The following is a 21,519-nucleotide window of genomic DNA, read 5'->3' as shown; positions in this document are numbered from 1 at the left end:
CAATGAAGATCAGTGACCTCGCCGGACCCGAAACCGAAGACCTTTCCGCCGCAGCCGCGATAGACATCGGCGGCATTGCCAGCGACAGCCGGAAGGTGAAGCCGGGCGATCTCTTCGTTGCACTCTCGGGCACCAGGGCCGATGGCAGCGCCTTCATCGCCGATGCCGTCTCGCGCGGCGCCGCCGCGGTTGCCGTTGCCGCCGGCAGCAAGGCCGAAGCCTCCGTCCCGGTCATCCCCGTCGCCGAGCCGCGCCGGTTCCTGGCGCTTGCCGCCGCCCGCTTCTACGGCCGTCAGCCGGAAACCATGGTTGCCGTGACGGGCACGGCCGGAAAGACCTCCGTCGCCTCCTTCACCCGCCAGATCTGGGCCCATGCCGGCCATGCCGCCGCGATGATCGGCACGACCGGCGTCGTCGCGCCCGGCCGCAACGACTACGGCTCGCTGACGACGCCCGATCCGGTGTCGCTGCACGAACTGCTCGCCGAGCTTGCCGATGCCGGCGTCACCCATGCCGCGATGGAGGCGTCCAGCCACGGCCTCGACCAGGCGCGTCTCGACGGCGTGAAGCTCTCCGCCGCTGCCTTCACCAATCTCGGCCGCGACCACATGGACTACCACCCGACGGTCGAGCACTACATGGCCTCGAAGATGCGGCTGTTCGATACGCTGCTCGCCAAGGGCGCCCCCGCCGTCATCTATGCCGATGACGAATGGTCGGGCGTTGCGATCGAGGCGGCGCGGAAGGCCGGGCTCGACGTGCGCACGGTCGGCCGCAAGGGCGAATACCTGACGCTGAAGCGCGTCGAGCATTTCCGCCACAAGCAGACGGCCGAGGTGCATGTCGGCGATGCCATCTATGAAGTGCATATCCCGCTCGCCGGCGATTTCCAGGTGGCGAACGCGCTCGTGGCGGCAGGTCTTGCCATGTCGACCGGCGTCCCCGCCGCCGTTGCCATGGCCGCGCTCGAAAAGCTGATCGGCGCCTCCGGCCGGCTCGAACTGGTGGGCCACGCCAGGAACGGCGCGCTCGCCTATGTCGACTATGCCCACAAGCCGGATGCGCTGGAAAACGTGCTGACCTCCGTGCGCCCCTTCACGACGGGCCGTGTCATCGTGGTCTTCGGCTGCGGCGGGGACCGCGACAAGGGCAAGCGGCCGATCATGGGCGAGATCGCCACGCGCCTTGCCGACGTGGTGGTCGTCACCGACGACAATCCGCGCTCCGAGGTGCCCGAAGTCATCCGCTCCGAGATCATGGCGGCGGCCAGGGGCGCGACCGAGATCGGCGATCGCGCCGAGGCGATCCGCAGCGCCGTCCGCATGCTGCAGTCCGGCGACACGCTGATCGTCGCCGGCAAGGGGCATGAGGAGGGGCAGACCGTCGGCACCGTGACGCTGCCGTTCTCCGACCACGCGGAATTGCTGAAGGCCCTGGAGGAACTCGACCGTTGAAATGGCTCTGGACCACGCCTGATCTCGTCGCCGCCCTGCACGGCCGCCCCATCGGCAACCTGCCGCAGGGCGTCACCGGCATTTCCATCGACAGCCGCAACATCGCGCCCGGCGAAGCCTTCTTCGCCATCAAGGGCGATCGCGTCGACGGCCATGATTTCGCAAGCTTCGCGGTCGCCAACGGCGCGGCGCTGCTCGTTGTCAGCGAAGGCAAGCTGCCGGCGCTCGGCCGGCTCGTCACGCCGATGATCGTGGTGCCGGACGTGCTCCAGGCGCTCGTCGACCTCGGCTGCGCGGCGCGCGACCGCACGGCGGCCCGCATCGTCGCCGTCACTGGCTCCGTCGGCAAGACGACGACCAAGGAGATGCTGCGCCAGGCGCTTTCGCCTTCCGGCAGCGTGCACGCCTCCGTCGCCTCCTTCAACAACCATTGGGGCGTGCCACTGACGCTCGCCCGCATGCCGGAGACCACCGACTACGGCGTCTTCGAGATCGGCATGAACCATCCCGGCGAGATCCGCCCGCTGGTCGCCATGGTGCGCCCCCATGTGGCGATGATCACGACGATCGCGCCGGCCCATCTCGGCAATTTCCGTGATCTGGAGGAGATCGCCGCCGCCAAGGCGGAGATTTTCGAGGGTGTCGTGCCGGGGGGGCACGCCCTTCTCAACCGCGACAACGAGCAGTTCGCCTTCCTCGAAAAGGCGGCGCAGGCGGCCGGCGTCTCGCATGTCCACAGTTTCGGTGCCGATCCGACGGCGGAGTTCCGCCTGCTCGATTTCATCCCGAGTGCCGAGGGCGGACTGTTGCGCGCCGCGGTCGGCGGACAGACGCTGGAAGTGCCGATGGGCGCGCCCGGGCGGCACATCGCCGAAAACGCCGTCGCCGTGCTCGGCGCGGTGCATCTTGCCGGCGGCGATATCGAGAAGGCGATGGCGGGGCTTGCCACCATGCAGGCGGAGAAGGGGCGGGGACGCCGCTACCGGCTCGCCAAGGACGGCGGCTGGTTCACGCTGATCGACGAGAGCTACAATGCCAACCCTGCCTCGATGCGCGCGGCGATCGCGCTGTTGCGCGACGCCGAGCCGCATGGCCGGGGCCGGCGCATCGCCGTGCTCGGCGACATGCTGGAAATGGGCGAGCATTCGCCGCTCGTCCATGCCGGCCTTGCCGAACCGCTTCTGGAGGCGGGTATCGGCGACGTCTGGCTCGGCGGACCGGACATGGCGGCGCTGCGGGATGTGCTGCCGGAGGGCGTGGCGACGGAATACCGCGACACGGCGGACGCGCTTGCCGCCCATGCGCTCGATGCGGTGCAGCCGGGCGATGTTCTGGTCGTGAAATCGTCGAAGGGCACGGGATTCAGCCGTATCGTGGCGGCCCTGCTTGACAAATATCCGACGTTCCCGGAGAGGGAACGCGAGCTTTGAGGGAGGTTCGGCCGGGCAGATGCCCGCCGGGCCTTCTTTTTTATGGAATCGACATCTCCGTCCGCGGTCGGTCACGCCGCGGATGATGCGGGGAACCTTTTGGGGAAAGGGTGACAATGCTGCTTTGGCTCGTCGAGCTGGCTGACACCGTGCAGGTGTTCAACCTGTTCCGCTACATTACCTTTAGGACGGGCGCTGCGCTGTTCACCTCGGCCACCATCGTCTTCCTCTTCGGACCGATGATCATCTCCTCGCTGCGCATCCGCCAGGGCAAGGGCCAGCCGATCCGTGCCGACGGGCCGCAGACGCATTTCAAGAAGGCCGGCACGCCCACCATGGGCGGCCTGATGATCCTCGCCGGCATCGTCGGCAGCGCGCTGCTCTGGGCCGATCTTTCCAACGTCTATGTGGTCGCGACCCTGCTCGTGACGCTCGGCTTCGGGGCGATCGGCTTCTACGACGACTATCTCAAGGTCACCAAGCAGACGGAGAAGGGCTTTTCCGGCAAGGCGCGCCTCGGCCTCGAATTCATCATCGCGGGGGCTGCGACCTATTTCATGATGCGCGCCTCGTTGTCCGCGGGGGCGGCCGGCTCGACCTTCGGCTCCTCCATCGCCTTTCCCTTCGCCAAGGATTTCCTGATCAATCTCGGCCTCTTCTTCGTGCTGTTCGGCGGCTTTGTCATCGTGGCGGCCGGCAATGCGGTGAACCTGACGGACGGGCTCGACGGCCTTGCCACGGTTCCCGTGATGATCTCGGCCGCCTCCTTCGGCGTCATCGCCTATCTCGCCGGCAACGCGGTCTTCGCGAACTATCTGCAGATCCATTTCGTGCCCGGCACGGGCGAGCTTGCCGTCGTGCTCGGTGCGGTCATCGGCGCCGGCCTCGGCTTCCTGTGGTTCAACGCCCCGCCGGCCGCCATCTTCATGGGCGACACCGGTTCGCTGGCGCTCGGCGGCCTCATCGGCACGGTCGCCGTCGCCACCAAGCACGAGATCGTCATGGCGATCATCGGCGGCCTCTTCGTCATGGAGACGCTGTCGGTCATCATCCAGGTTGCCTCCTTCAAGCTCACGGGCAGGCGCGTCTTCCTGATGGCGCCGATCCACCACCATTTCGAGAAGAAGGGCTGGACGGAAAGCCAGGTCGTCGTGCGCTTCTGGATCATCGCCGTCGTGCTGGCGCTGGTCGGCCTCTCCACGCTCAAGCTGCGGTGAAGAGGTCATGATCCCCGTCACCAGCTTCAAGGGAAAGACGGTCGCGCTCTTCGGGCTCGGCGGCTCCGGCCTTGCGACGGCGCTGGCGCTTGCCGCGGGCGGCGCCGAGGTCATCGCCTGGGACGACAGCGCGGCGAGCGTCGAGAACGCGTCGTCCGCCGGCATCCGGACGGGCGACCTGCGCAGGCTCGACTGGAAGGCCGTGGATGCGCTGGTGCTTTCGCCCGGCGTGCCGCTCACCCATCCGAAACCCCATTGGAGCGCGGAGCTTGCCCGCGCAGCCGGCGTCGAGATCATCGGTGATGTCGAACTTTTCGTGCGCGAGCGCCGGGCGCATGCGCCCGATTGCCCCTTCGTCGCCATAACAGGCACGAACGGCAAGTCGACCACGACGGCGCTGATCGCCCATATCCTCAAGGCGAGCGGGCGCGACACCCAGCTCGGCGGCAATATCGGCACCGCGGTGCTGACGCTCGATCCGCCGAAGGCCGGCCGCTTCTATGTGGTGGAGTGCTCCTCCTACCAGATCGACCTGGCGCCGACGCTGAACCCGTCCGCCGGCATCCTTCTCAACCTGACGCCCGACCATCTCGACCGCCACGGCTCGATGGCGCACTATGCCGATGTCAAGGAACGCCTTGTCGCCGGCAGCCGGACGGCGATCGTCGGCGTCGACGACAGTTTCTGCGAGCGCATCGCCGACCGCGTCGAGCGGGCCGGCACGAAAGTCGTGCGCATCTCCAAGCGCAACGTGCTGGCCGACGGCATCTATGCCGATGGCCCGCGCCTCGTCCTGGCGCAGGGCGGGGCGACCCGCGTGATCGCGGACCTTTCCCCGATCGAGACCCTGCGCGGCGCCCACAATGCGCAGAACGCCGCCGCCGCCGTCGCGGCCTGCCTTGCGGTCGGTGTCGTCGAAGACGAGATCCGCGCCGGCCTTGCGTCCTTCCCGGGCCTGAAGCACCGCATGCAGCCGGTCGGGCGCAAGGGCGAGACGCTGTTCGTCAACGATTCCAAGGCGACGAATGCCGATGCGGCCGCGCCGGCCCTGTCGAGCTTCGAGCGCATCTACTGGATCGCCGGGGGCGTGCCGAAGGAGGGCGGGATTTCCTCGCTCGGCACGTTCTTCCCGAAGATCGCCAAGGCCTATCTCATCGGCGAGGCGGCGCCCGCCTTCGCGGCGACGCTCGGCGAGGCCGTGCCCTTCGCGATGTCGGGCACGCTGGAACGGGCGGTCCGGGACGCGGCGGCGGATGCCGAGCGGGATGGAAACGGCCCCGTTGCCGTTCTGCTTTCCCCGGCTTGCGCAAGCTTCGACCAGTACAAGAACTTTGAAGTCAGGGGTGATGCCTTCGTGAAGCACGTTTCGGCCCTGCCGGGCGTGTCCATGCTGGTCGAGGTTTAGGATGGTGTCGGGATTTGCGACCTTGCTCCCTGCCTCTCCGCCATCCTCGGGCTTGACCCGAGGATCCATTTGCGCCGTGCGTGCCGCGTGGATCCTCGGGTCAAGCCCGAGGATGGCGGAGGGGAGGGAGTGGACGCAGCGGATCCCGAACCGCTCAGCGAGAGGAACGAGACATGGTTAGTCGTGCCGAACGTGGTGCATTGGCGGACTGGTTCTGGACGATAGACCGGTTCTTCCTGGCGGCCTTCATCCTGTTGATGGGCCTCGGCTTCATGCTGTCCTTCGCGGCCAGCCCGCCGGTTGCCGAGCGCCTCGGGCTCGACAGCTTCCACTTCGTCAAGCGTCACGCCATGTTCCTGATCCCGGCCATCGCGGTGATGTTCGGCATTTCCTTCATGTCGCCGCGGCAGGTGCGGCGCGCGGCGATGATCCTGCTCGTCGTCTCGCTTGCTGCCATGGTGCTGGCGCTGTTCTTCGGCGTCGAGGTCAAGGGCTCGCGGCGCTGGATCTCCATCGGCAGCTTCTCCATCCAGCCGTCCGAATTCATGAAGCCGGCCTTCGTCGTCATCTGCGCCTGGCTCTTTGCCGAACATGCCCGACAGCCGGAAATTCCCGGCAACCTCTTCGCCATCATCCTCTTCGGCATCGTCGCGGCGCTGCTCGTCGCCCAGCCCGACCTTGGCCAGACCATCCTGACGGCCGCCGTCTGGGGCGGCATGTTCTTCATGGCCGGCATGCCGTGGCTGTGGATCATCGTGCTCGGCGGCGCGGCCGTCGGCGGCCTCCTGACGGCCTATACGTTCCTGCCGCACGTGGCGGGCCGTATCGACAAGTTCCTGACCGGCGAGGGCGACACGTTCCAGATGGACACGGCGCGCGAGGCCATCATCCGCGGCGACTGGTTCGGCCAGGGGCCGGGCGAGGGCACGGTCAAGCGCATCATCCCGGACAGCCATACCGACTTCATCTTCTCCGTCGCGGCCGAGGAGTTCGGCATCCTCTTCTGCATGGTCATCGTCATGATCTTCGCCTTCGTGGTGATGCGCGGCCTCAACCATGCCTTCAAGGAGCGCAACGATTTCACGCGTTTCGCCGTCGCCGGCCTCGTGCTGCAGATCGGCACGCAGTCGATGATCAATATCGGCGTGAACCTGGAGCTGCTGCCGGCCAAGGGCATGACGCTGCCGCTGATCTCCTATGGCGGCTCGTCGATGATCGCGATCTGCGTGACGGCCGGCTTCATCCTGGCGCTGACCCGCCACCGCCCGGAAAAGCGCGCCTCCGAGCGCAGCCTCTTCCGCGGCGGCATCGTGGCGCCTGCGGAGTGATCGGTTCGATGGCGTATGCGGGTTTCACCCCCCTCTGCCCTGCCGGGCATCTCCCCCTCAAGCGGGGAGATTGGCTGGAAGCAAGGCGGTGCCACGAATCGATCTCCCCCCTTGAGGGGGAGATGCCCGGCAGGGCAGAGGGGGGTAATGCCTCCGCAACGCACAAGGCATGCACCTCATGAGCAAAGGCATCGTTCTTCTCGCCGCCGGGGGCACCGGTGGCCATCTCTTTCCCGCAGAGGCGCTGGCGCATGAGCTGAAGGCCGGCGGCTGGTCGGTGCATCTTGTCACCGACAGCCGCGCCGAGCGTTTTGCCGGGAAATTTCCGGCGGACGAGATCCATGTCGTTCCCTCCGCGACGATCGGCTCGAAGAACCCGGTCAGCGTCGTGAAATCGCTCTTCACGCTGTGGAAGGGCATTCGCGTCGCGCGCAAACTGATGGCGCGCCTGCGGCCGAAGGTGGTCGTCGGCTTCGGCGGTTATCCCACCGTTCCGCCGCTTCTCGCCGCGACGGGCATGGGCATCCCCTCGATGATCCACGAGCAGAATGCCGTGATGGGCCGCGCCAACAAGGCGCTGGCGAACCGCGTGAAGGCGATTGCCGGCGGCTTCCTGCCGGAGACGGGCGGGCAATATGCGGCAAAGACGGTGACGACGGGCAACCCGGTCCGCCCCGCCGTGCTCGAAGCGGCGACCATTCCCTATGAGGCCTCGACGGATGGCGAATTCTGCCTCGTCGTCTTCGGCGGCAGCCAGGGCGCGCAGTTCTTCTCCAAGGCCATTCCCTCGGCGATCGCGGCGCTCGAACCTGCCGACCGGGCGCGGCTCAGAATCACCCAGCAGGCGCGTCCGGAAGACCGCGACGAGGTGGTGCGCACCTATGACGAGCTCGGCATTCCGGCCGACGTCTCGCCCTTCTTCACCGATATGGCGTCGCGCATCGGCAATGCCCATCTCGTCATCAGCCGTTCCGGCGCCTCGACCGTTTCCGAAGTCTCGGTCATCGGCCGTCCCGCCATCCTTGTGCCCTATCCCTATGCGCTTGATCACGATCAGGCGGCGAATGCCGCTGCGCTGGCTTCGGGCGGCGGGGCGAAGGTGATCGCGCAGGGAGAGCTTTCGACGGAGCGCCTGGCAGGCATCGTCTCCAAGGCGATGCATGACCCGGCGGGCATGGCGGCCATGGCCGCAAACGCCAGAAAGGCGGGCAAACCGGACGCCGCGCGCTTGCTCGCCTTGATGGTTGAGGCTATTGCGGGCGGCAGGCCCATTGCACAGTTCAAGGGCGCACAATTCAAGGGAGAACGGCCATGAAGATGCCGCAAAGCATAGGGCTCGTTCATTTCATCGGCATCGGCGGCATCGGCATGAGCGGCATCGCCGAGGTGCTGCACAATCTCGGCCACAAGGTGCAGGGCTCCGACCAGGCGGACAGCGCCAATGTGCAGCGCCTGCGCGAGAAGGGCATCGAGGTCTTCGTCGGCCACAGGGCGGAAAACCTGGGCGATGCCGAAGTGGTCGTCGTCTCCACCGCCATCAGGAAGAACAATCCCGAGCTGGTGGCCGCGCGCGAAAAGCTGCTGCCGGTCGTGCGCCGGGCGGAAATGCTCGCCGAGCTGATGCGCTTCCGCAATGCCATCGCCATCGGCGGCACCCACGGCAAGACGACGACGACCTCGATGGTCGCGACGCTGCTGGAAGCCGGCGGCCTCGACCCGACCGTCATCAACGGCGGCATCATCAACGCCTATGGCACGAACGCCCGCATGGGCGAGGGCGAATGGATGGTGGTGGAGGCGGACGAATCGGACGGCACCTTCCTGAAGCTGCCCGCCGACATCGCCGTCGTCACCAACATCGACCCCGAACATCTCGACCACTACGGCAATTTCGATGCCGTGCGCGCGGCCTTCCGCCAGTTCGTCGAGAACGTGCCGTTCTACGGCTTCGGCGTCATGTGCCTCGACCATCCGGAGGTGCAGGCCATGGTCAGCCGCATCGAGGACCGCAAGGTCATCACCTATGGCGAGAACCCGCAGGCCGACGTGCGCTTTTCCAATATCCGCATGGACGGCGCGACCTCCGTCTTCGACGTCGAAATCCGCCGCCGCCGCACCGGCCAGGTCATCGCGCTGAAGGACCTGCGCCTGCCGATGCCGGGCCGCCACAACGTTTCCAACGCCACCGCGGCCATCGCCGTCGCCCAGCGTCTCGGCATGTCGCCGGAGGCGATCGCCCGGGGGCTCGCCGGCTTCGGCGGCGTCAAGCGCCGCTTCACGCTGACCGGTAGCTGGAACGGCGTCAATGTCTACGACGACTACGGCCACCACCCGGTCGAGATCAAGGCCGTGCTGCGCGCGGCGCGCGAGGCCTGCGCGGGCCGTGTCATCGCCGTTCACCAGCCGCACCGCTACAGCCGCGTCGCGAGCCTCTTCGAGGAGTTCGCCGGCTGCTTCAACGAGGCCGACACGGTGATGATCGCCCCGATCTATGCGGCGGGCGAGGACCCGGTCGACGGCGTCACCGCGGAGGAGATGGTTTCCCGCATCAAATCCGCCGGTCACCGGGATGCGCGCTTCCTGCCGTCGCCGGAAGCTTTGGCGCCCGTCGTCGCCGGCATTGCAAAGCCCGGTGACTTTGTGGTTCTCTTGGGGGCTGGCAGCATCACGTATTGGGCGCAGACGCTGCCGAAGGACTTGGCAGGCATTTCGGGGCAGGTGGCATGAAGCAGGTGGACGGGGAAAAACTTCTGGCGTCGTTGGGCGAGGGGATCAAAGAGGTCCGCGGACGCCTGACGCCGGATGCGCCGATGGACCGCGTCACCTGGTTCCGCGCCGGCGGCCTTGCCGAGCTGATGTTCCATCCGCATGACACCGAGGATCTCGCGACCTTCCTCAAGCTCGTGCCGGAGGAGGTGCCGATCACCGTGACCGGCGTCGGCTCGAACCTTCTGGTGCGTGACGGCGGCATTCCCGGCGTCGTCATCCGCCTCTCGGCCAAGGGCTTCGGCGATGTCGAGCTCGTCGGCGAGAACCGGATCAAGGCGGGCGCGATCTGCCCGGACAAGAACATCGCCGCCATGGCGCTCGACCACGGCATTGCCGGCTTCGAGTTCTATTACGGCATTCCCGGCTCGATCGGCGGCGCGTTGCGCATGAATGCCGGCGCCAATGGCGGCGAGACCAAGGATCTCGTCGTGGAGGTGCACGCGATCGACCGCAAGGGCAATCCGCATGTGCTGTCCAATGCGGACATGGGCTATACCTATCGCCATTCCGCCGCGCCGTCCGACCTGATCTTCACCCATGCGATCTTCCAGGGCGAGGCAGGCGACAAGACGGATATCCGCGGCAGGATGGATGCCGTGCGCCAGCATCGCGAGACCGTGCAGCCGATCCGCGAGAAGACCGGCGGGTCGACCTTCAAGAACCCGGAAGGGCATTCGGCCTGGAAGCTGATCGACGAGGCGGGCTGCCGCGGCATGATGATCGGCGGCGCGCAGATGTCGCCGATGCACTGCAACTTCATGATCAACACGGGCCAGGCCACCGGCTACGAGCTGGAATATCTCGGCGAGACCGTGCGCAGCCGCGTGCTGGAGCATTCCGGCATCATGCTGCAATGGGAAATCAAGCGCCTCGGCAATTTCATGCCGGGCTACGAGGTCAAGGAGTTCCTGGGCCGCGCAACGGCCTGATCCGACACGACTCTTGCTGGGGCGTTCGACAAACGCCCTCTCCCCCACAGGCAAGTTCACCGAAACGAAACCGTGTGACGTCGCGCCTCCAGCGCGCGACGCGGCCCTGCATGCCAGGGTCCTGATGGGGGTATCTATGAACAGGAAACTTGCCGCCGAGTTCATCGGCACGTTCTGGCTCGTCTTCTGCGGCTGCGGCAGCGGCATATTGGCCGCGACGTTTCCGGAGGCCGGCATCGGCCTTGCCGGCGTCTCCCTTGCCGCCGGCATCGCGCTGATGGCGATGATCTACACGATCGGCGGCATTTCCGGCGGGCACATGAACCCGGCCGTTTCCGTGGGCCTTGCCGTCGCCGGCCGGTTTCCGGCCGGTCATATCCTGCCCTACATAGTGGCGCAGGTCGTGGGGGCGACGGCTGCGGGCGCCGTTCTCTATCTCATCGCCTCCGGCAAGGCGGGCTTCCAGCCGGGCGGCTTTGCCGCGAACGGCTATGGCGATCTCTCCCCGGGCGGCTATTCGCTGACGGCCGGCCTGGTGAGCGAAGTGGTGCTGACGGCGCTCTTCCTCTTCATCGTCCTCGGCGCGACCCGTCGCCGCGCGCCGGTGGATGTCGCGCCCGTCGTCATCGGCCTCAGCCTGACGGCGATCAACCTCGTTTCGATCCCGGTCACCAACACCTCCCTTAACCCGGCCCGCTCGACGGGCGTCGCCGTCTTTGCCGAGACGGCGGCCCTCTCGCAGCTCTGGCTGTTCTGGCTCGCCCCTGTTCTCGGCGCCGTCGCCGGCGCGGTGGTCTGGAGGCTCGTCGGCGAAAGCGGTGCGGCGCAGGCCGACCCCGCCCTTGCATTGAAGGCGAATCTGCGTGCTTGATCAGCAGGCGCGCAGATTCATTTTCTTCGTTCAGCCCCTGTTCATAGGGGTTTAGCGAAGGCTATGCTCGGTCGCGCGATGGTTGCGCGATGGAGCCCCGCTCCAGCGGGGTTTTGACCAGGGGGCATTCATGTTCAAGAAACTCTCAGCCGAATTCCTCGGCACGTTCTGGCTCGTCTTTGGCGGTTGCGGCAGCGCGGTGCTGGCCGCCGCCTTCCCGGAGGTCGGCATCGGCCATCTCGGTGTCGCCTTCGCCTTCGGCCTTACGGTGCTCACCATGGCCTATACGGTCGGCGGCATTTCCGGCGGGCACTTCAACCCGGCCGTCTCCGTGGGCCTGACGGTGGCCGGCAAGTTCCCGGCGTCCAGCCTTGTGCCCTATATCGCGGCGCAGGTCGTGGGTGCGGTCGTCGCGGCGGTGGTGCTTTATCTCATCGCTTCCGGCAAGACGGGCTTCCAGGCGGGCGGATTCGCTTCCAACGGATATGGCGACCTGTCGCCCGGCGGCTATTCGCTGACGGCGGCGCTGGTTGCAGAAGTGGTGCTGACGGCCTTCTTCCTCATCATCATCCTCGGCTCGACCCACGGCCGTGCGCCGGTCGGCTTCGCACCGATCGCCATCGGCCTCGGCCTGACGCTGATCCATCTCATCTCGATCCCGGTGACGAACACCTCGGTCAATCCGGCCCGCTCGACCGGCGTCGCGCTCTTTGCCGATACGGCGGCGCTCTCGCAGCTTTGGCTATTCTGGCTCGCCCCGGTGCTTGGGGCCGTCATCGGCGCGGTGATCTGGAAGGTCGTCGGCGAGGACGACTGATCGCGGGCAAAAAGAACCCGCCGCGTCGCCGCGGCGGGTTCTCTCTCGAAGGCCCTGAAGGGCTCAGACCTCTTCCTTACCCGAAAGCAGGATGCAGGCCAGCGTGATCACGGCCGATATGCCGAGATAGTAGCCGACATAGGTCATGCCGTAGTTCGCCTGCAGCCACGTCGCGATATAGGGCGCGAGCGAGGCGCCGAAGATGCCGGCGAAGTTGAAGGTGATCGACGAACCCGTATAGCGCACCTTGGTGGGGAAGGGTGCGGCGAGCGCCGTGCCGATGAGACCGTAGGTCATGCCCATCAGCGCCATGGCGAGGATGACGAAGACGAAGATGCCGCTCTCGCCGCTGGTCATCAGCCCCGGCAGGACGAAGGAGAAGGCGCCGATCAGCACGGTCGTGAGGATCAGCACCTCCCGGCGGCCGAACCTTTCGGCGAGCTTGCCGGCGAAGGGGATGAAGAGGCCGAACAGCACTGAGCCGAGCAACTGGATCTCCAGCGCCTCGACGAAGGGCAGCTTCAGGACCTTAACATTGTAGGAGAGCAGGTAGGCCGAGCCGATATAGAACAGCACGAAGGTGGCGAGCGCCACGAAGGTGCCGAGCACGAGGCTGCGCTTGTGGTTGCGGAAGAGCTCCACGACCGGGACCTCGACGCGCTCCTGCTTCTCGATGGCCTTCTGGAAGGCCGGCGTCTCGGTGATCGACAGGCGGACCCAGAGGCCGACGGCGATCAGCACGATCGAGGCGACGAAGGGGATGCGCCAGCCCCAGGCGAGCAGCGATTCCTGCGACATGACATGCAGCAGCAGCCAGAAGACGCCGGAGGAGAGGAAGAGCCCGACGGGCGCGCCGAGCTGCGGGAACATGCCGTACCAGCTGCGCTTGCCGGGCGGGGCGTTTTCCGTCGCCAGCAGCACCGCGCCGCCCCATTCGCCGCCAAGGCCGAAACCCTGGCCGAAGCGGCAAAGCGCCAGGAGCAGCGGCGCAAGAACGCCGATCGTCTCGTAGGAGGGCAGCAGGCCGATGATCACGGTCGAGACGCCCATGGTCAGAAGCGCCGCCACGAGCGTCGTCTTGCGGCCGATGCGGTCGCCATAATGCCCGAAGACGATCGCGCCGAGCGGGCGGGCGAAGAAGGCGATCGAGAAGGTTGCGAAGGAGGCGAGGAGCGCCGTCGTCGGATCGCTGTTCGGGAAGAACAGCGTCGGGAAGACCAGCACGGCGGCCGTGGCATAGACGTAGAAATTGTTGTCTGACACGGGTATCCGGAATTCTAGGAATATCTAGGAAGTCGCCGGAATATCTGAGAAAGCGCGGGAAGTTCAACGCGTTAGGTGGTGGGTGGCGAGAGGCGAGGCGCGGCGCGTTTTGACAGCAGAACGGGGCGCGGTGGGTATCGACGAGGGCGACGCGGGCGAAATGGCGGCGGGCGGTAAAGCGCCTTTTAGAAATCCCCAGAACGGCTTTAAAGCGGCTTCAAACCATTGAAACTTAACGAAGGCACCGCCTTTAAGGCCAAGCGTTATTTTCGGCTTCCAGGCCTCCGATCTAGCTGCAAAATCAAATCCAAGAATGAAGTTCCTTCACTCCTGCCGGGAAAGGTTGGGAATCCAGCCGTTCGACGACGGAAACGGCAATTTCCAAGAATGAAGTGTGTTTCGGGTTTGGGTGCAGGAAGCGGACACACATTCGCCCTGCAGGTCGCTCGACGAGGGCCCGCTCGCCAGTGCCCGAAAACCGGTTGGAAGGCAATAATCCGTTTGCTCGCACGCGGGGCGGGCAACTATAACGGTAGCGGGCTTGAACACCCTGACTTCACATAGGCGCGCCGCCATAGCGGTCGCCGAACACATGCGCAGCCTGGCGGCTGGCGCATTCGCCGTGGCCTTTTCGGCCGGGGGCGATGTGCCATGTCCAAGCTCCGGCTAAAAGCGCATCGGCGTGTCTGTGAAGCGCGTGTTCAACCCCCGGCTCCGGCGCCGACCGCCGGGATCGCGGCGACCGGAATTTACCATCATTGCACTTGCAGTAGGGATTGTTTGTACCATCGCCGCTCAACCAGTAGCTTTATGGCTGTATTGGTTTGTGCTTTTTGGGGTTGTGTTTTGATTTGATGCAGATGGGACGATTATCCCGGGGCTGAGGATTTAGGAAACTCTCCACCGGCTTCAAACAACATCTTCGACAGTAGCACCTGGTGCGCGTTTCCGGGCGCCGTCGATCCTGCAGTCTTTTTTCGCTGTTCGTCGGTCATCTCGACGATCATCAGGCCGAGTGTTTCCCAGAACCGGGCTTACTCCGCTGTTGCTCAATATCGCGCTTAAAGCTCACCCTCAGCCAAGGCAGCATGCTGCGAAGCTCTTCGAGGTTGTACGGATCAAATGCGCGATCCGTTAGGCGGTTATATCCTTCGGCAGCGAGGCGATACTCGTTGTTCCTCGTGAGTGATAGCCCTGCGCTCTTGTGTAAATCCGCGACCATTTCACCAATCTCGGCGAAGAGATCATCGAACAATTCCGGCCCAGCAAAACGCTCTGGCGACACGACAACTCGAATTGTGTCCGGTCCGAAACCTGCGTCCCGTTCAAAGATATCGCTAAGCGCTACCCCCGCTGCCTCACAGAGAGCAATCAACTCCAATATTTTGGGCTGCGTCTTGCCGGCTCGATAATTGTCTAACGTCGTTGCTCCTACGCCCATTTTTTCAGCAGCGGCCGCTCGGCCGCCGGCCTTTTCAACCAAGGCAATTACCTGTTCTGCAAGGGATTTTTCTGCCTGACCAAGGTTCTCGTGCTGTGGCCGATATTTAATCAGCGCTGCGTCAATCTTGGACGCCAATTTTTTGGAGTTATCATTCTCTCCCATATTGATATGTCCAATTATTTGGACTATTCCTTTCTGTGTTCGCAGATTTCAACACCCCAAAAAAGGAGGCCGGCCAGGGCCTCCCTTCTGGATCGAGGATTTTATGCACAGTGACACCGTCACCGGCAAGCGGGACCGCGCCAAGGACCGCCGACTGAAAGAGGTAGGCCGCATCCGCGACCTGCTGGCACGCAAAGAGCTGACGCTCGCGCAAATCGACGAGGACTACCATCTGCCTCGCGGAACCGCAGGAAATGCGGTTCATGAACCCCATCTTGCCGGGGAGCGGGCGATTGCCGCCGCGCTCGGGCGGCGTCCCGAGCATCTCTGGTTCTCCCGCTATCACGCCGACGGCACGCGGAAGAGCCCGCAGCCTGCCGAGAACTATCGCTATGCCCGTCGTCAGACGGCAGCCGATGGCATGTCCTGCGGAGCGGCAGCATGAGTAACGTCTGCAAATTCCGCGACGAAGAGGCTGCGCGACTACATCGGGTCTGGCGAAGAGACTTTATCCAGAGCCGCATTGTGCTCCTGCGCGCTACCGGCGCGCGTCCCGCTGAGCCGCAATCAGCACTTCATGAAGCGGGTCAGTGCCCTTGCAACCATCTTGCTCCCAACGCCGCACCTCTTGGCGCAGCGCGTCAAGCGGCGCCTCGATTTCAAAGTAAGCGCTCCATTCTCGGATGGCTTCGCGCGCTGTTTCCGTGCGGGCCTCGTCGATGATCGCATCGTCCTCCTCTCCGACCGTCGCTTCCTTCTCCGCCCGGAGAGGGCTGCCGGCCACCTCCCTCCTGCTTAAAGCGCCGTTCGCGATCAAAGCTGCAACGAGCTGCTTCATCAGCAACGCCGAAAAGCGCGCCTCTGCGGCTGTCAGCGCGGTGGTGAGCGTCAATTCCCGAACATCCATCTTCAGTGCCCTCAATTCGTTTGCGTTGACCTCACCCTCCCGCATTTCCGGAGCTTCGCCAATGTCGAAACGACAGCGCGAAATCGACATGCCCAACCCGTTTTTCATCCCCGCCCGCTCGCCGATCTGCGGGGCGGCTCAGACCGTGTTGATTTTCAGTACCGCGTTCCTCGGCCTCGCCGCCTCGCTGATCTGCCTGCTCAACCAGGTCTCAGGAGGCCTTCAATGATCGCACTGGCAAATGCTGCAGTAATTCCCTTCTTCGAGCGCATCCCGCCGCGCGCCATCCCGGTGGTGCGGCGCGCCCTCGACCGCATCCGCCGGCAGGATCTCGGCTCGCAAGCCAATGAGTTCAGCCACAACCTGTTCTGCACGGAGCTTCGGGCGATCGACATTACCGGCCCGTCCTTCGACGAGTGGGTCTCATGGGTTCGCGATGTGCAGGCCGAGCTGGCGGAAGCGACGTGCGAGTTGCCGGCCGGCATGCCCATGCCCGCCGCGAAGGCGCGGGCGGCATACAGGATCGTGGCCATGGCCGTGCGGCTGCAGCAGGCGATGATCGACGCGGGCTACAGCCCCGATAGCGTCGAAATGGAAAACCAGATCGTCGCCGAGGCCATCAAGGAGTGGCTGAGCGCCGAGGCGGAAGGTTGGAGCGAGGCGATGAACCTCCCCTATTCGCCCGGCGAAATGGCCATGAGCCTGCTTTCCACCCACGACGGCGACCAGAACGCCAAGCTGCTCGACGTGTTCGCGATGCACATGCAGCGCGAGCTGGCGCAGGCGATCGTCAAATCCAGCCCGAAGGAAAACGTGCAATGAATGACGTCATCCCCTTCTTCTCCGACCTACACATCAAGGCCATTCCGGCGGTGCAGCGGCTCTATGACGAGGCGCAGGAACCCGGGTACAGCCTTCCGAAGTCCTATTCCAATCTCGTTTCCAGCCTCAACAAGGCCGGCGTCGCCCCCCCGGCTCGCAAGTATGTTGTCCAGTGGCTGGCCGCGGTGAAGATTGGCATGGCCGGGCGCCCGGAGCTTCCGGCCCCGGTGGAAACGCCGGTTTCGGCGCTTGCTCCGACGCCGGGGTATTTCGAGAACCTGCCCGACGCGGCACAGCCGGCATTGATGGCGGCATGGGATGCCATCCAGGCGGCGGGTGACGACACCGACGACGCGGATGAAAAGGCCTTTGAGGTCTTTTTCGACGCCATTCTTGCCCTTGGCCACATGGAGCCCTCGTGGCGCGGTTTCGTCGCCTATGCCAAGGGCGTTCGCCGCGGCGAGATTGAGCGCCCGGCACGGCAGGTCGCCGAGGCGGCAGTTGCCGATACTGCCCCCGAACAGAAACCGGCGGAGGAAAAGCCCGAGCCGCGCCGTCGCCGGGTGAAAGCTGACGTTTTCGTCGCTGATCCGGACAGCGGGACCGTCTTCCGCCCGGAGATCGTCGCGGACCAGGACGCGGCGACCGGCAAGATCGTCGATGTCACGGTCGAACCACCCCTCCATGACCTCACGGTCGAGGACGGCCATGGCTTCGTTCACCTGACACCGCAGAACTTTCCAACGGCGATATCGCCGGAGGCGCCCACCGATGCGGTGGTCTCGCAGCTCCACGCGATCCGCGATCGCATGGTCACCGAAACAATGCTGCGCCTGCAGGCCGAAATGCGCCGGAAGGCGGAGGCGATCGTTGCCGGCCAGCTGCGCGCCCTTGCCGACGAGATGGAAAGCAAGGTCGCATGCTGAACCAGTACGACCAGAAGCAGGTCTATGACGCCACGGTGCATGCCTGCCTTTGCGCGGTGCGGGAGGGTTTCCCGCACCTTGCAATCCGCGACATCGTCGACCCGCCGCATGAGTGGTTCGATGCCGCCCTGGCGCGGCAGATCGCCATGCACCTGGTCATCCGCGAGTTCGGCTGGCCGAAGCGGCGGGTGGTCGAGATGGAGGATCGCTCCCGCGAGGCGATCAACCGGGCGCTGCGCACCGTGGACGCCCGTGTCGCGCATGACCGGTTTGCCCTGCACTACCAGACGATGGCCGAACGCGCGCGGGTGCTTCTGTTCCTGCGCATGACCGACGAAGAGCAGCCCTATCACGAGGTCGCCTGATGGCATCCTTCAAGACCATACCCGTTTCCTCCATCTTCGTCGGCGAACGCGCCCGCCCCGTCGATGAAGAGGTTGCAGCCGCGATCGCCGCCTCCATGGCCGATCGCGGGCTCATCAACCCGCTCACCGTGCGCTCGACGCCGGCCGCTAATGGCGGCGCAACGCCGTGGACGTTGATCGCCGGCGGGCACCGCCTCTTCGGCGCCAAGCTGAACAAGTGGGAGGAGATCGACGTCATCGTCGTGTCGGCCGACGCCGAAGAGGCGCAGCTGATCGAGATCTCGGAAAATCTCTACCGCAACGATCTGACTGCGCTCGATCGCGGCATCTTCGTCGCGAAGTTCCGCGAGCTTTACGAGGAAAAATTCGGAAAGATCAGCCAGGGCGGCGATCGAAAATCAAAGTGCAACGATTGCACTTTGGTCTTCACGCCCGGTCGAGAACTCTCTGAAAGGGTTCAGGACAGGTTTGGTTTTGGCCGCCGCACATATTTTAATGTGACCAAGATCGGGCTGAAGCTCCATCCCGCCCTACGCAACGCGTTGCGCGGGACCGAGGCCGAGGATGATCAAAAGCTCCTCCTGAAGCTCGCCGGCCTCCCCGAGGCCAAGCAGGCCGGCATTGCCGCCGGCTTGAAGATCGAGCCCGACGTGCGGAAGGTCATGGAGATCGACAAGCCGGCCCCGCCGCCAGTCGACGTCCAGGCCGCGTTGCTGAAGAAGCTCACCGCCGCCTGGGACGAGGCCGACGAACAGACCCGATATGAGTTCCTCGTCCATGCCGGCATCGATACGCTCGACATTTCCGGCACGGCGCTCGGCGACATGATGGACGAAGCCAGGCGGGAGGCCGTCGCGGCATGACCAAGCGCGATCCGTCCCAGCTCGATTTCTTCAAGGAGCAGCTCTTTCCGGTTCGCGCAGCTGCCGATCGGATCGATATAGACCGCTTCCGCGCCCGCCTGAAGCGCGACATGGCCCGTGCCATTCGCGAGTGCCCCTTCGACCGGCCGACCATTGCTGCTCGCATGGCCGACTATCTCGCCGTCGCCGGTGTCTCCAAGGCCACGCTCGACGCCTACACCGCCGAGAGCGCAGCCAGCCACGACATCAGCCTTGTTCGCTTCAAGGCCTTCGTGCGCGCCACCGGTGCTGTCTGGCTCTGGGACAGCATCGTTTCCGATGACGGGCTCCTGCTGCTCGAAGGCGACGAAGCGCGCCTGGCGGAGATTGCCCGCATCCAGCAGGAGCGCCGCGCGCTTACGGCCGAGTTAAAGGTGCTTCAGGCCACCCCCGTAACCATCCGGCGGGGGCGCAAATGAGCGGTGAGTGGTTCACAATCCCGATGCTCGCCGAGTTGCGCCTGCCGGCTATGCCGACAACAGAACGTGGCATCCACGACCTGGCGAACCGTTGCGGATGGAAGAGCAACGTCGAGCGAGTGCGCAAGCTCGACCGACGCGGCGGCGGCTTCGAATATCATGTCTCGCTCCTGCCGCGCGCCGCGCAGTTGAAGCTCGCCGTCATCGCCGGCGAGGAGGCGGCGCGCACAGAGACCCGCGAGAAGCGCAAGCGCTTGTATTGGGCCGCGTTCGAAGCGATGACCGACGAACACCGCGCGATTTGCTACGCCCGCCTCAACGTCATCATGGATGTAGAGAAGGCGCTTTCGGCGCGCATCGCGGCGTGCGACCGGGAACCGGTCGAAGCGGCCCTCGCCCGCGTCCTCGATCGCCACGGCGTATCCGCGTCGACCTATTATGAGTGGCGCGCCAGGCTGAAGGGTGTCGACCAGGAGGACTGGCTCCCCGCCCTCGCCCCGAAATACACGGAAGACGGCGTCGTTCACGAGAACCGCGCCGAATGCCATCCCGACGCCTGGGCGGCGCTGAAGTCGGACTATCTGCGCCCGGAGGGCTCGGGTTTCTCCTCGTGCTATCGCCGCATGGAGGCGGCCGCCAAGCTCCACAACTGGTCGCCGATCCCCTCCGAGCGCGCGCTGCGCCGCCGGCTCGACGCCGAGGTGGAGAAGGCCGTCCAGGTCTATGCCCGGCTCGGCAAGAAGAAGGCCGAGCAGCTCTATCCGCCGCAGGTGCGCACGAAGGATCACCTGCACGCGCTGGAGATCGTCAATACGGACGGCCACCAGCTCGACCTTTTCGTATGGGCTCCCTGGAACGCCAAGAACCCGGTTCGTGTGATCCTGCTCGGGATCCAGGACATTTTCTCCGGCAAGATCCTGTCATGGCGGCTCGCCTCGGCCGAGACATGGGACGTGGTTCGCGCCTGCATCGGCGACATGATCGAGGATTTCGGGATCCCCGAACACTTCTACATGGACAACGGCCGCGCCTTTGCCAGCGAAGCCATTTCCGGTCGATCCGCTTATCGCAACCGCTTCAGAAAGAAGCCGAAGAAGGTGAATCGGTTTGGCATCGACGAGGACGAAGTTGCCGGCATCCTTGTGAATTTCGGCGTCGAGCCGCATTTCACGCGGCCCTATGCCGGCCAGTCGAAGCCGATCGAGCGCGCCTGGAAGGATCTGGCCGAGGAGATCTCGAAGCACCCGGCGATGTCCGGTTGCTATACCGGCCGCAACACCAACGAAAAGCCCGAAAACTACCGCAAGCGCGCCGTCCAGCTCGACGTTCTGCAGAAGCACGTTGCCGACCGCATCGCCGAGCACAATGCGCGCACCGGCCGGAAATCGGAAACCGCCAAGGGTCGGAGCTTCGACGAGACGTTTGAGGCGAGCTTCCGCCATCCTGCAACCATCATCCGCCAGGCTACACAGGCGCAACGCGACTTCTGGCTGCTGGCCGAGAAGGTGCTGCATGCCCGCAAGGATCGCGGCGCCATCCATTATCAGAAGAACGTCTATTGGTCGGACGCGCTCATCGAGTGGGCCGGCCGGAAGGTCAAGATCCGCTTCGATCCCGACGCCCTGCACGATCCCATCAAGGTCTACGCGCCCGACGGCCACCTCATCTGCTCGGCGCCCTGCACCGAAAAGGGCAAGTTCCGCGACGTCGAAGCCGCGAACATCCACAACCGCAACCGCAAGGCCTGGCTGAAGAGCAAAAAGACCCTGCTGGACATGGAACGGAGGTTCTCGGCCGACGAGCTGGCCGACCTCTACAGCGTCGAGGATACGCCGGCGCCGAAGCAGAAAATCCGCCCGGCCGTCACGCGCCTCGTCACCGGCAACCTCGCCGTGGAGACCGACGACGACGTCATGTCGGACGAGGAGTTCGAGGCCGGCATCACCGCCACCCTTTCCAAGATTTCGGGCGACAGCTCGATCATCCCATTCCCTCCGGCATCTGTCGCCGGCCGGAAGCATAGAGCCGAAAAGTAGTGAGTACGGTTCCTGACAAAAAAGCGGCCGGGGACAACCCGGCCGCACAACAG

General features: G+C 65.1%; 20 protein-coding genes and 1 pseudogene. 18 read left to right on the top strand and 3 right to left on the bottom strand.

The window, feature by feature from the left end; all coding sequences use genetic code 11:
- Positions 1–2 precede the first annotated feature (2 nt).
- From shn_RS11765 to aqpZ (shn_RS11720), 10 genes are all read left to right on the top strand, one after another.
- Entirely contained in the window at positions 3–1,454 is a 1,452-nt protein-coding gene (locus shn_RS11765; protein WP_064330569.1) for a UDP-N-acetylmuramoyl-L-alanyl-D-glutamate--2,6-diaminopimelate ligase, read from the top strand.
- On the top strand, positions 1,451–2,884 hold the full coding sequence (locus tag shn_RS11760) for a UDP-N-acetylmuramoylalanyl-D-glutamyl-2,6-diaminopimelate--D-alanyl-D-alanine ligase (protein WP_064330568.1): 1,434 nt from the start codon (positions 1,451–1,453) through the stop codon (positions 2,882–2,884). The genes shn_RS11765 and shn_RS11760 overlap by 4 nt, the downstream gene beginning before the upstream one ends.
- 116 nt (positions 2,885–3,000) lie before the next feature.
- The gene (gene mraY / locus shn_RS11755) at positions 3,001–4,101 is read left to right on the top strand and encodes a phospho-N-acetylmuramoyl-pentapeptide-transferase (protein WP_064330567.1); all 1,101 of its coding nucleotides are present in this window, start codon (positions 3,001–3,003) and stop codon (positions 4,099–4,101) included.
- Positions 4,102–4,108: 7 nt separating this feature from the next.
- Complete coding sequence (gene murD / locus shn_RS11750) at positions 4,109–5,506, top strand: UDP-N-acetylmuramoyl-L-alanine--D-glutamate ligase (RefSeq protein WP_064330566.1); 1,398 nt, start codon at positions 4,109–4,111, stop codon at positions 5,504–5,506.
- Positions 5,507–5,679: 173 nt separating this feature from the next.
- The gene (gene ftsW, locus shn_RS11745) at positions 5,680–6,834 is read left to right on the top strand and encodes a putative lipid II flippase FtsW (RefSeq protein WP_064330565.1); all 1,155 of its coding nucleotides are present in this window, start codon (positions 5,680–5,682) and stop codon (positions 6,832–6,834) included.
- Positions 6,835–7,012: 178 nt separating this feature from the next.
- Positions 7,013–8,149 carry an undecaprenyldiphospho-muramoylpentapeptide beta-N-acetylglucosaminyltransferase gene (gene murG, locus shn_RS11740; protein ID WP_064332562.1) on the top strand — a complete coding sequence of 379 codons (1,137 nt, stop codon included), beginning with the start codon at positions 7,013–7,015 and terminating at the stop codon, positions 8,147–8,149.
- Positions 8,146–9,561, top strand: a complete 1,416-nt coding sequence (murC, locus tag shn_RS11735) for a UDP-N-acetylmuramate--L-alanine ligase (protein ID WP_064330564.1) — start codon at positions 8,146–8,148, stop codon at positions 9,559–9,561. The genes murG and murC overlap by 4 nt, the downstream gene beginning before the upstream one ends.
- Positions 9,558–10,532, top strand: coding sequence for a UDP-N-acetylmuramate dehydrogenase (murB, locus tag shn_RS11730; protein ID WP_064330563.1), 975 nt, complete (start codon positions 9,558–9,560; stop codon positions 10,530–10,532). Before murC ends, murB begins: the two co-directional genes overlap by 4 nt.
- Before the next feature lie 136 nt (positions 10,533–10,668).
- A complete protein-coding gene (gene aqpZ, locus shn_RS11725) occupies positions 10,669–11,403 on the top strand; it encodes an aquaporin Z (RefSeq protein ID WP_064330562.1) in 735 nt (244 codons plus the stop codon).
- Between the two features lie 130 nt (positions 11,404–11,533).
- Positions 11,534–12,220: an aquaporin Z gene (aqpZ, locus tag shn_RS11720; protein WP_064330561.1), complete on the top strand. Its 687-nt coding sequence runs from the start codon at positions 11,534–11,536 to the stop codon at positions 12,218–12,220.
- 63 nt (positions 12,221–12,283) lie between these two features.
- On the opposite strand, the pseudogene shn_RS11715 reads toward aqpZ (shn_RS11720), so the two are convergent.
- Together shn_RS11715 and shn_RS11710 are read right to left on the bottom strand one after the other, a co-directional pair.
- Positions 12,284–13,471: pseudogene (locus tag shn_RS11715) on the bottom strand (MFS transporter); the annotation flags it as partial.
- 1,018 nt (positions 13,472–14,489) lie between these two features.
- Positions 14,490–15,089 (bottom strand): helix-turn-helix transcriptional regulator, encoded by a 600-nt coding sequence (locus tag shn_RS11710; protein ID WP_064330559.1) that lies wholly within the window; start codon positions 15,087–15,089, stop codon positions 14,490–14,492.
- Between the two features lie 103 nt (positions 15,090–15,192).
- On the opposite strand from shn_RS11710, the gene shn_RS11705 reads away from it, so the two are divergent.
- Positions 15,193–15,534 carry a helix-turn-helix domain-containing protein gene (locus shn_RS11705; protein ID WP_064330558.1) on the top strand — a complete coding sequence of 114 codons (342 nt, stop codon included), beginning with the start codon at positions 15,193–15,195 and terminating at the stop codon, positions 15,532–15,534.
- Between the two features lie 93 nt (positions 15,535–15,627).
- On the opposite strand, the gene shn_RS11700 is transcribed toward shn_RS11705, so the two are convergent.
- On the bottom strand, positions 15,628–16,086 hold the full coding sequence (locus shn_RS11700) for a hypothetical protein (protein ID WP_064330557.1): 459 nt from the start codon (positions 16,084–16,086) through the stop codon (positions 15,628–15,630).
- Between shn_RS11700 and shn_RS36390 the strand changes: the two genes are divergently transcribed.
- Genes shn_RS36390 through shn_RS11670 form a run of 7 tightly spaced genes read left to right on the top strand, consistent with a single transcriptional unit; the run spans position 16,085 to position 21,466 of the window.
- A complete protein-coding gene (locus tag shn_RS36390) occupies positions 16,085–16,225 on the top strand; it encodes a hypothetical protein (RefSeq protein ID WP_168168905.1) in 141 nt (46 codons plus the stop codon). The genes shn_RS11700 and shn_RS36390 overlap by 2 nt on opposite strands.
- On the top strand, positions 16,222–16,818 hold the full coding sequence (locus tag shn_RS11695) for a hypothetical protein (RefSeq protein WP_064330556.1): 597 nt from the start codon (positions 16,222–16,224) through the stop codon (positions 16,816–16,818). The genes shn_RS36390 and shn_RS11695 overlap by 4 nt, the downstream gene beginning before the upstream one ends.
- Complete coding sequence (locus shn_RS11690) at positions 16,815–17,744, top strand: hypothetical protein (protein ID WP_064330555.1); 930 nt, start codon at positions 16,815–16,817, stop codon at positions 17,742–17,744. The genes shn_RS11695 and shn_RS11690 overlap by 4 nt, the downstream gene beginning before the upstream one ends.
- Positions 17,738–18,109 carry a hypothetical protein gene (locus shn_RS11685; RefSeq protein ID WP_064330554.1) on the top strand — a complete coding sequence of 124 codons (372 nt, stop codon included), beginning with the start codon at positions 17,738–17,740 and terminating at the stop codon, positions 18,107–18,109. The genes shn_RS11690 and shn_RS11685 overlap by 7 nt, the downstream gene beginning before the upstream one ends.
- Positions 18,109–18,972: a ParB/RepB/Spo0J family partition protein gene (locus shn_RS11680; protein ID WP_064330553.1), complete on the top strand. Its 864-nt coding sequence runs from the start codon at positions 18,109–18,111 to the stop codon at positions 18,970–18,972. The genes shn_RS11685 and shn_RS11680 overlap by 1 nt, the downstream gene beginning before the upstream one ends.
- The gene (locus shn_RS11675) at positions 18,969–19,430 is read left to right on the top strand and encodes a hypothetical protein (RefSeq protein WP_064330552.1); all 462 of its coding nucleotides are present in this window, start codon (positions 18,969–18,971) and stop codon (positions 19,428–19,430) included. The genes shn_RS11680 and shn_RS11675 overlap by 4 nt, the downstream gene beginning before the upstream one ends.
- Positions 19,427–21,466, top strand: a complete 2,040-nt coding sequence (locus shn_RS11670) for a transposase domain-containing protein (protein WP_145925910.1) — start codon at positions 19,427–19,429, stop codon at positions 21,464–21,466. Before shn_RS11675 ends, shn_RS11670 begins: the two co-directional genes overlap by 4 nt.
- The last annotated feature ends 53 nt before the right edge of the window (positions 21,467–21,519 follow it).

Source organism: Shinella sp. HZN7, from assembly GCF_001652565.1.
Lineage (GTDB): Bacteria > Pseudomonadota > Alphaproteobacteria > Rhizobiales > Rhizobiaceae > Shinella > Shinella granuli.
Note: the sequence above shows the minus strand (reverse complement) of the source record. Positions and strands in the feature narration are given on the sequence as shown.

What these genes read in the sequence shown, in the direction of transcription:
- murB (WP_064330563.1), top strand. Translation starts at nt 9,558, where the DNA reads ATGAAGCAGGTGGACGGGGAAAAACTTCTGGCGTCGTTGGGCGAGGGG.
- murC (WP_064330564.1), top strand. Translation starts at nt 8,146, where the DNA reads ATGAAGATGCCGCAAAGCATAGGGCTCGTTCATTTCATCGGCATCGGC.
- shn_RS36390 (WP_168168905.1), top strand. Translation starts at nt 16,085, where the DNA reads ATGCCCAACCCGTTTTTCATCCCCGCCCGCTCGCCGATCTGCGGGGCG.
- shn_RS11690 (WP_064330555.1), top strand. Translation starts at nt 16,815, where the DNA reads ATGAATGACGTCATCCCCTTCTTCTCCGACCTACACATCAAGGCCATT.
- aqpZ (WP_064330562.1), top strand. Translation starts at nt 10,669, where the DNA reads ATGAACAGGAAACTTGCCGCCGAGTTCATCGGCACGTTCTGGCTCGTC.
- shn_RS11700 (WP_064330557.1), bottom strand. Translation starts at nt 16,086, where the DNA reads ATGTCGATTTCGCGCTGTCGTTTCGACATTGGCGAAGCTCCGGAAATG.
- aqpZ (WP_064330561.1), top strand. Translation starts at nt 11,534, where the DNA reads ATGTTCAAGAAACTCTCAGCCGAATTCCTCGGCACGTTCTGGCTCGTC.
- mraY (WP_064330567.1), top strand. Translation starts at nt 3,001, where the DNA reads ATGCTGCTTTGGCTCGTCGAGCTGGCTGACACCGTGCAGGTGTTCAAC.
- shn_RS11710 (WP_064330559.1), bottom strand. Translation starts at nt 15,089, where the DNA reads ATGGGAGAGAATGATAACTCCAAAAAATTGGCGTCCAAGATTGACGCA.
- shn_RS11670 (WP_145925910.1), top strand. Translation starts at nt 19,427, where the DNA reads ATGAGCGGTGAGTGGTTCACAATCCCGATGCTCGCCGAGTTGCGCCTG.
- shn_RS11695 (WP_064330556.1), top strand. Translation starts at nt 16,222, where the DNA reads ATGATCGCACTGGCAAATGCTGCAGTAATTCCCTTCTTCGAGCGCATC.
- murD (WP_064330566.1), top strand. Translation starts at nt 4,109, where the DNA reads ATGATCCCCGTCACCAGCTTCAAGGGAAAGACGGTCGCGCTCTTCGGG.
- shn_RS11705 (WP_064330558.1), top strand. Translation starts at nt 15,193, where the DNA reads ATGCACAGTGACACCGTCACCGGCAAGCGGGACCGCGCCAAGGACCGC.
- shn_RS11675 (WP_064330552.1), top strand. Translation starts at nt 18,969, where the DNA reads ATGACCAAGCGCGATCCGTCCCAGCTCGATTTCTTCAAGGAGCAGCTC.
- murG (WP_064332562.1), top strand. Translation starts at nt 7,013, where the DNA reads ATGAGCAAAGGCATCGTTCTTCTCGCCGCCGGGGGCACCGGTGGCCAT.
- shn_RS11685 (WP_064330554.1), top strand. Translation starts at nt 17,738, where the DNA reads ATGCTGAACCAGTACGACCAGAAGCAGGTCTATGACGCCACGGTGCAT.
- shn_RS11765 (WP_064330569.1), top strand. Translation starts at nt 3, where the DNA reads ATGAAGATCAGTGACCTCGCCGGACCCGAAACCGAAGACCTTTCCGCC.
- ftsW (WP_064330565.1), top strand. Translation starts at nt 5,680, where the DNA reads ATGGTTAGTCGTGCCGAACGTGGTGCATTGGCGGACTGGTTCTGGACG.
- shn_RS11680 (WP_064330553.1), top strand. Translation starts at nt 18,109, where the DNA reads ATGGCATCCTTCAAGACCATACCCGTTTCCTCCATCTTCGTCGGCGAA.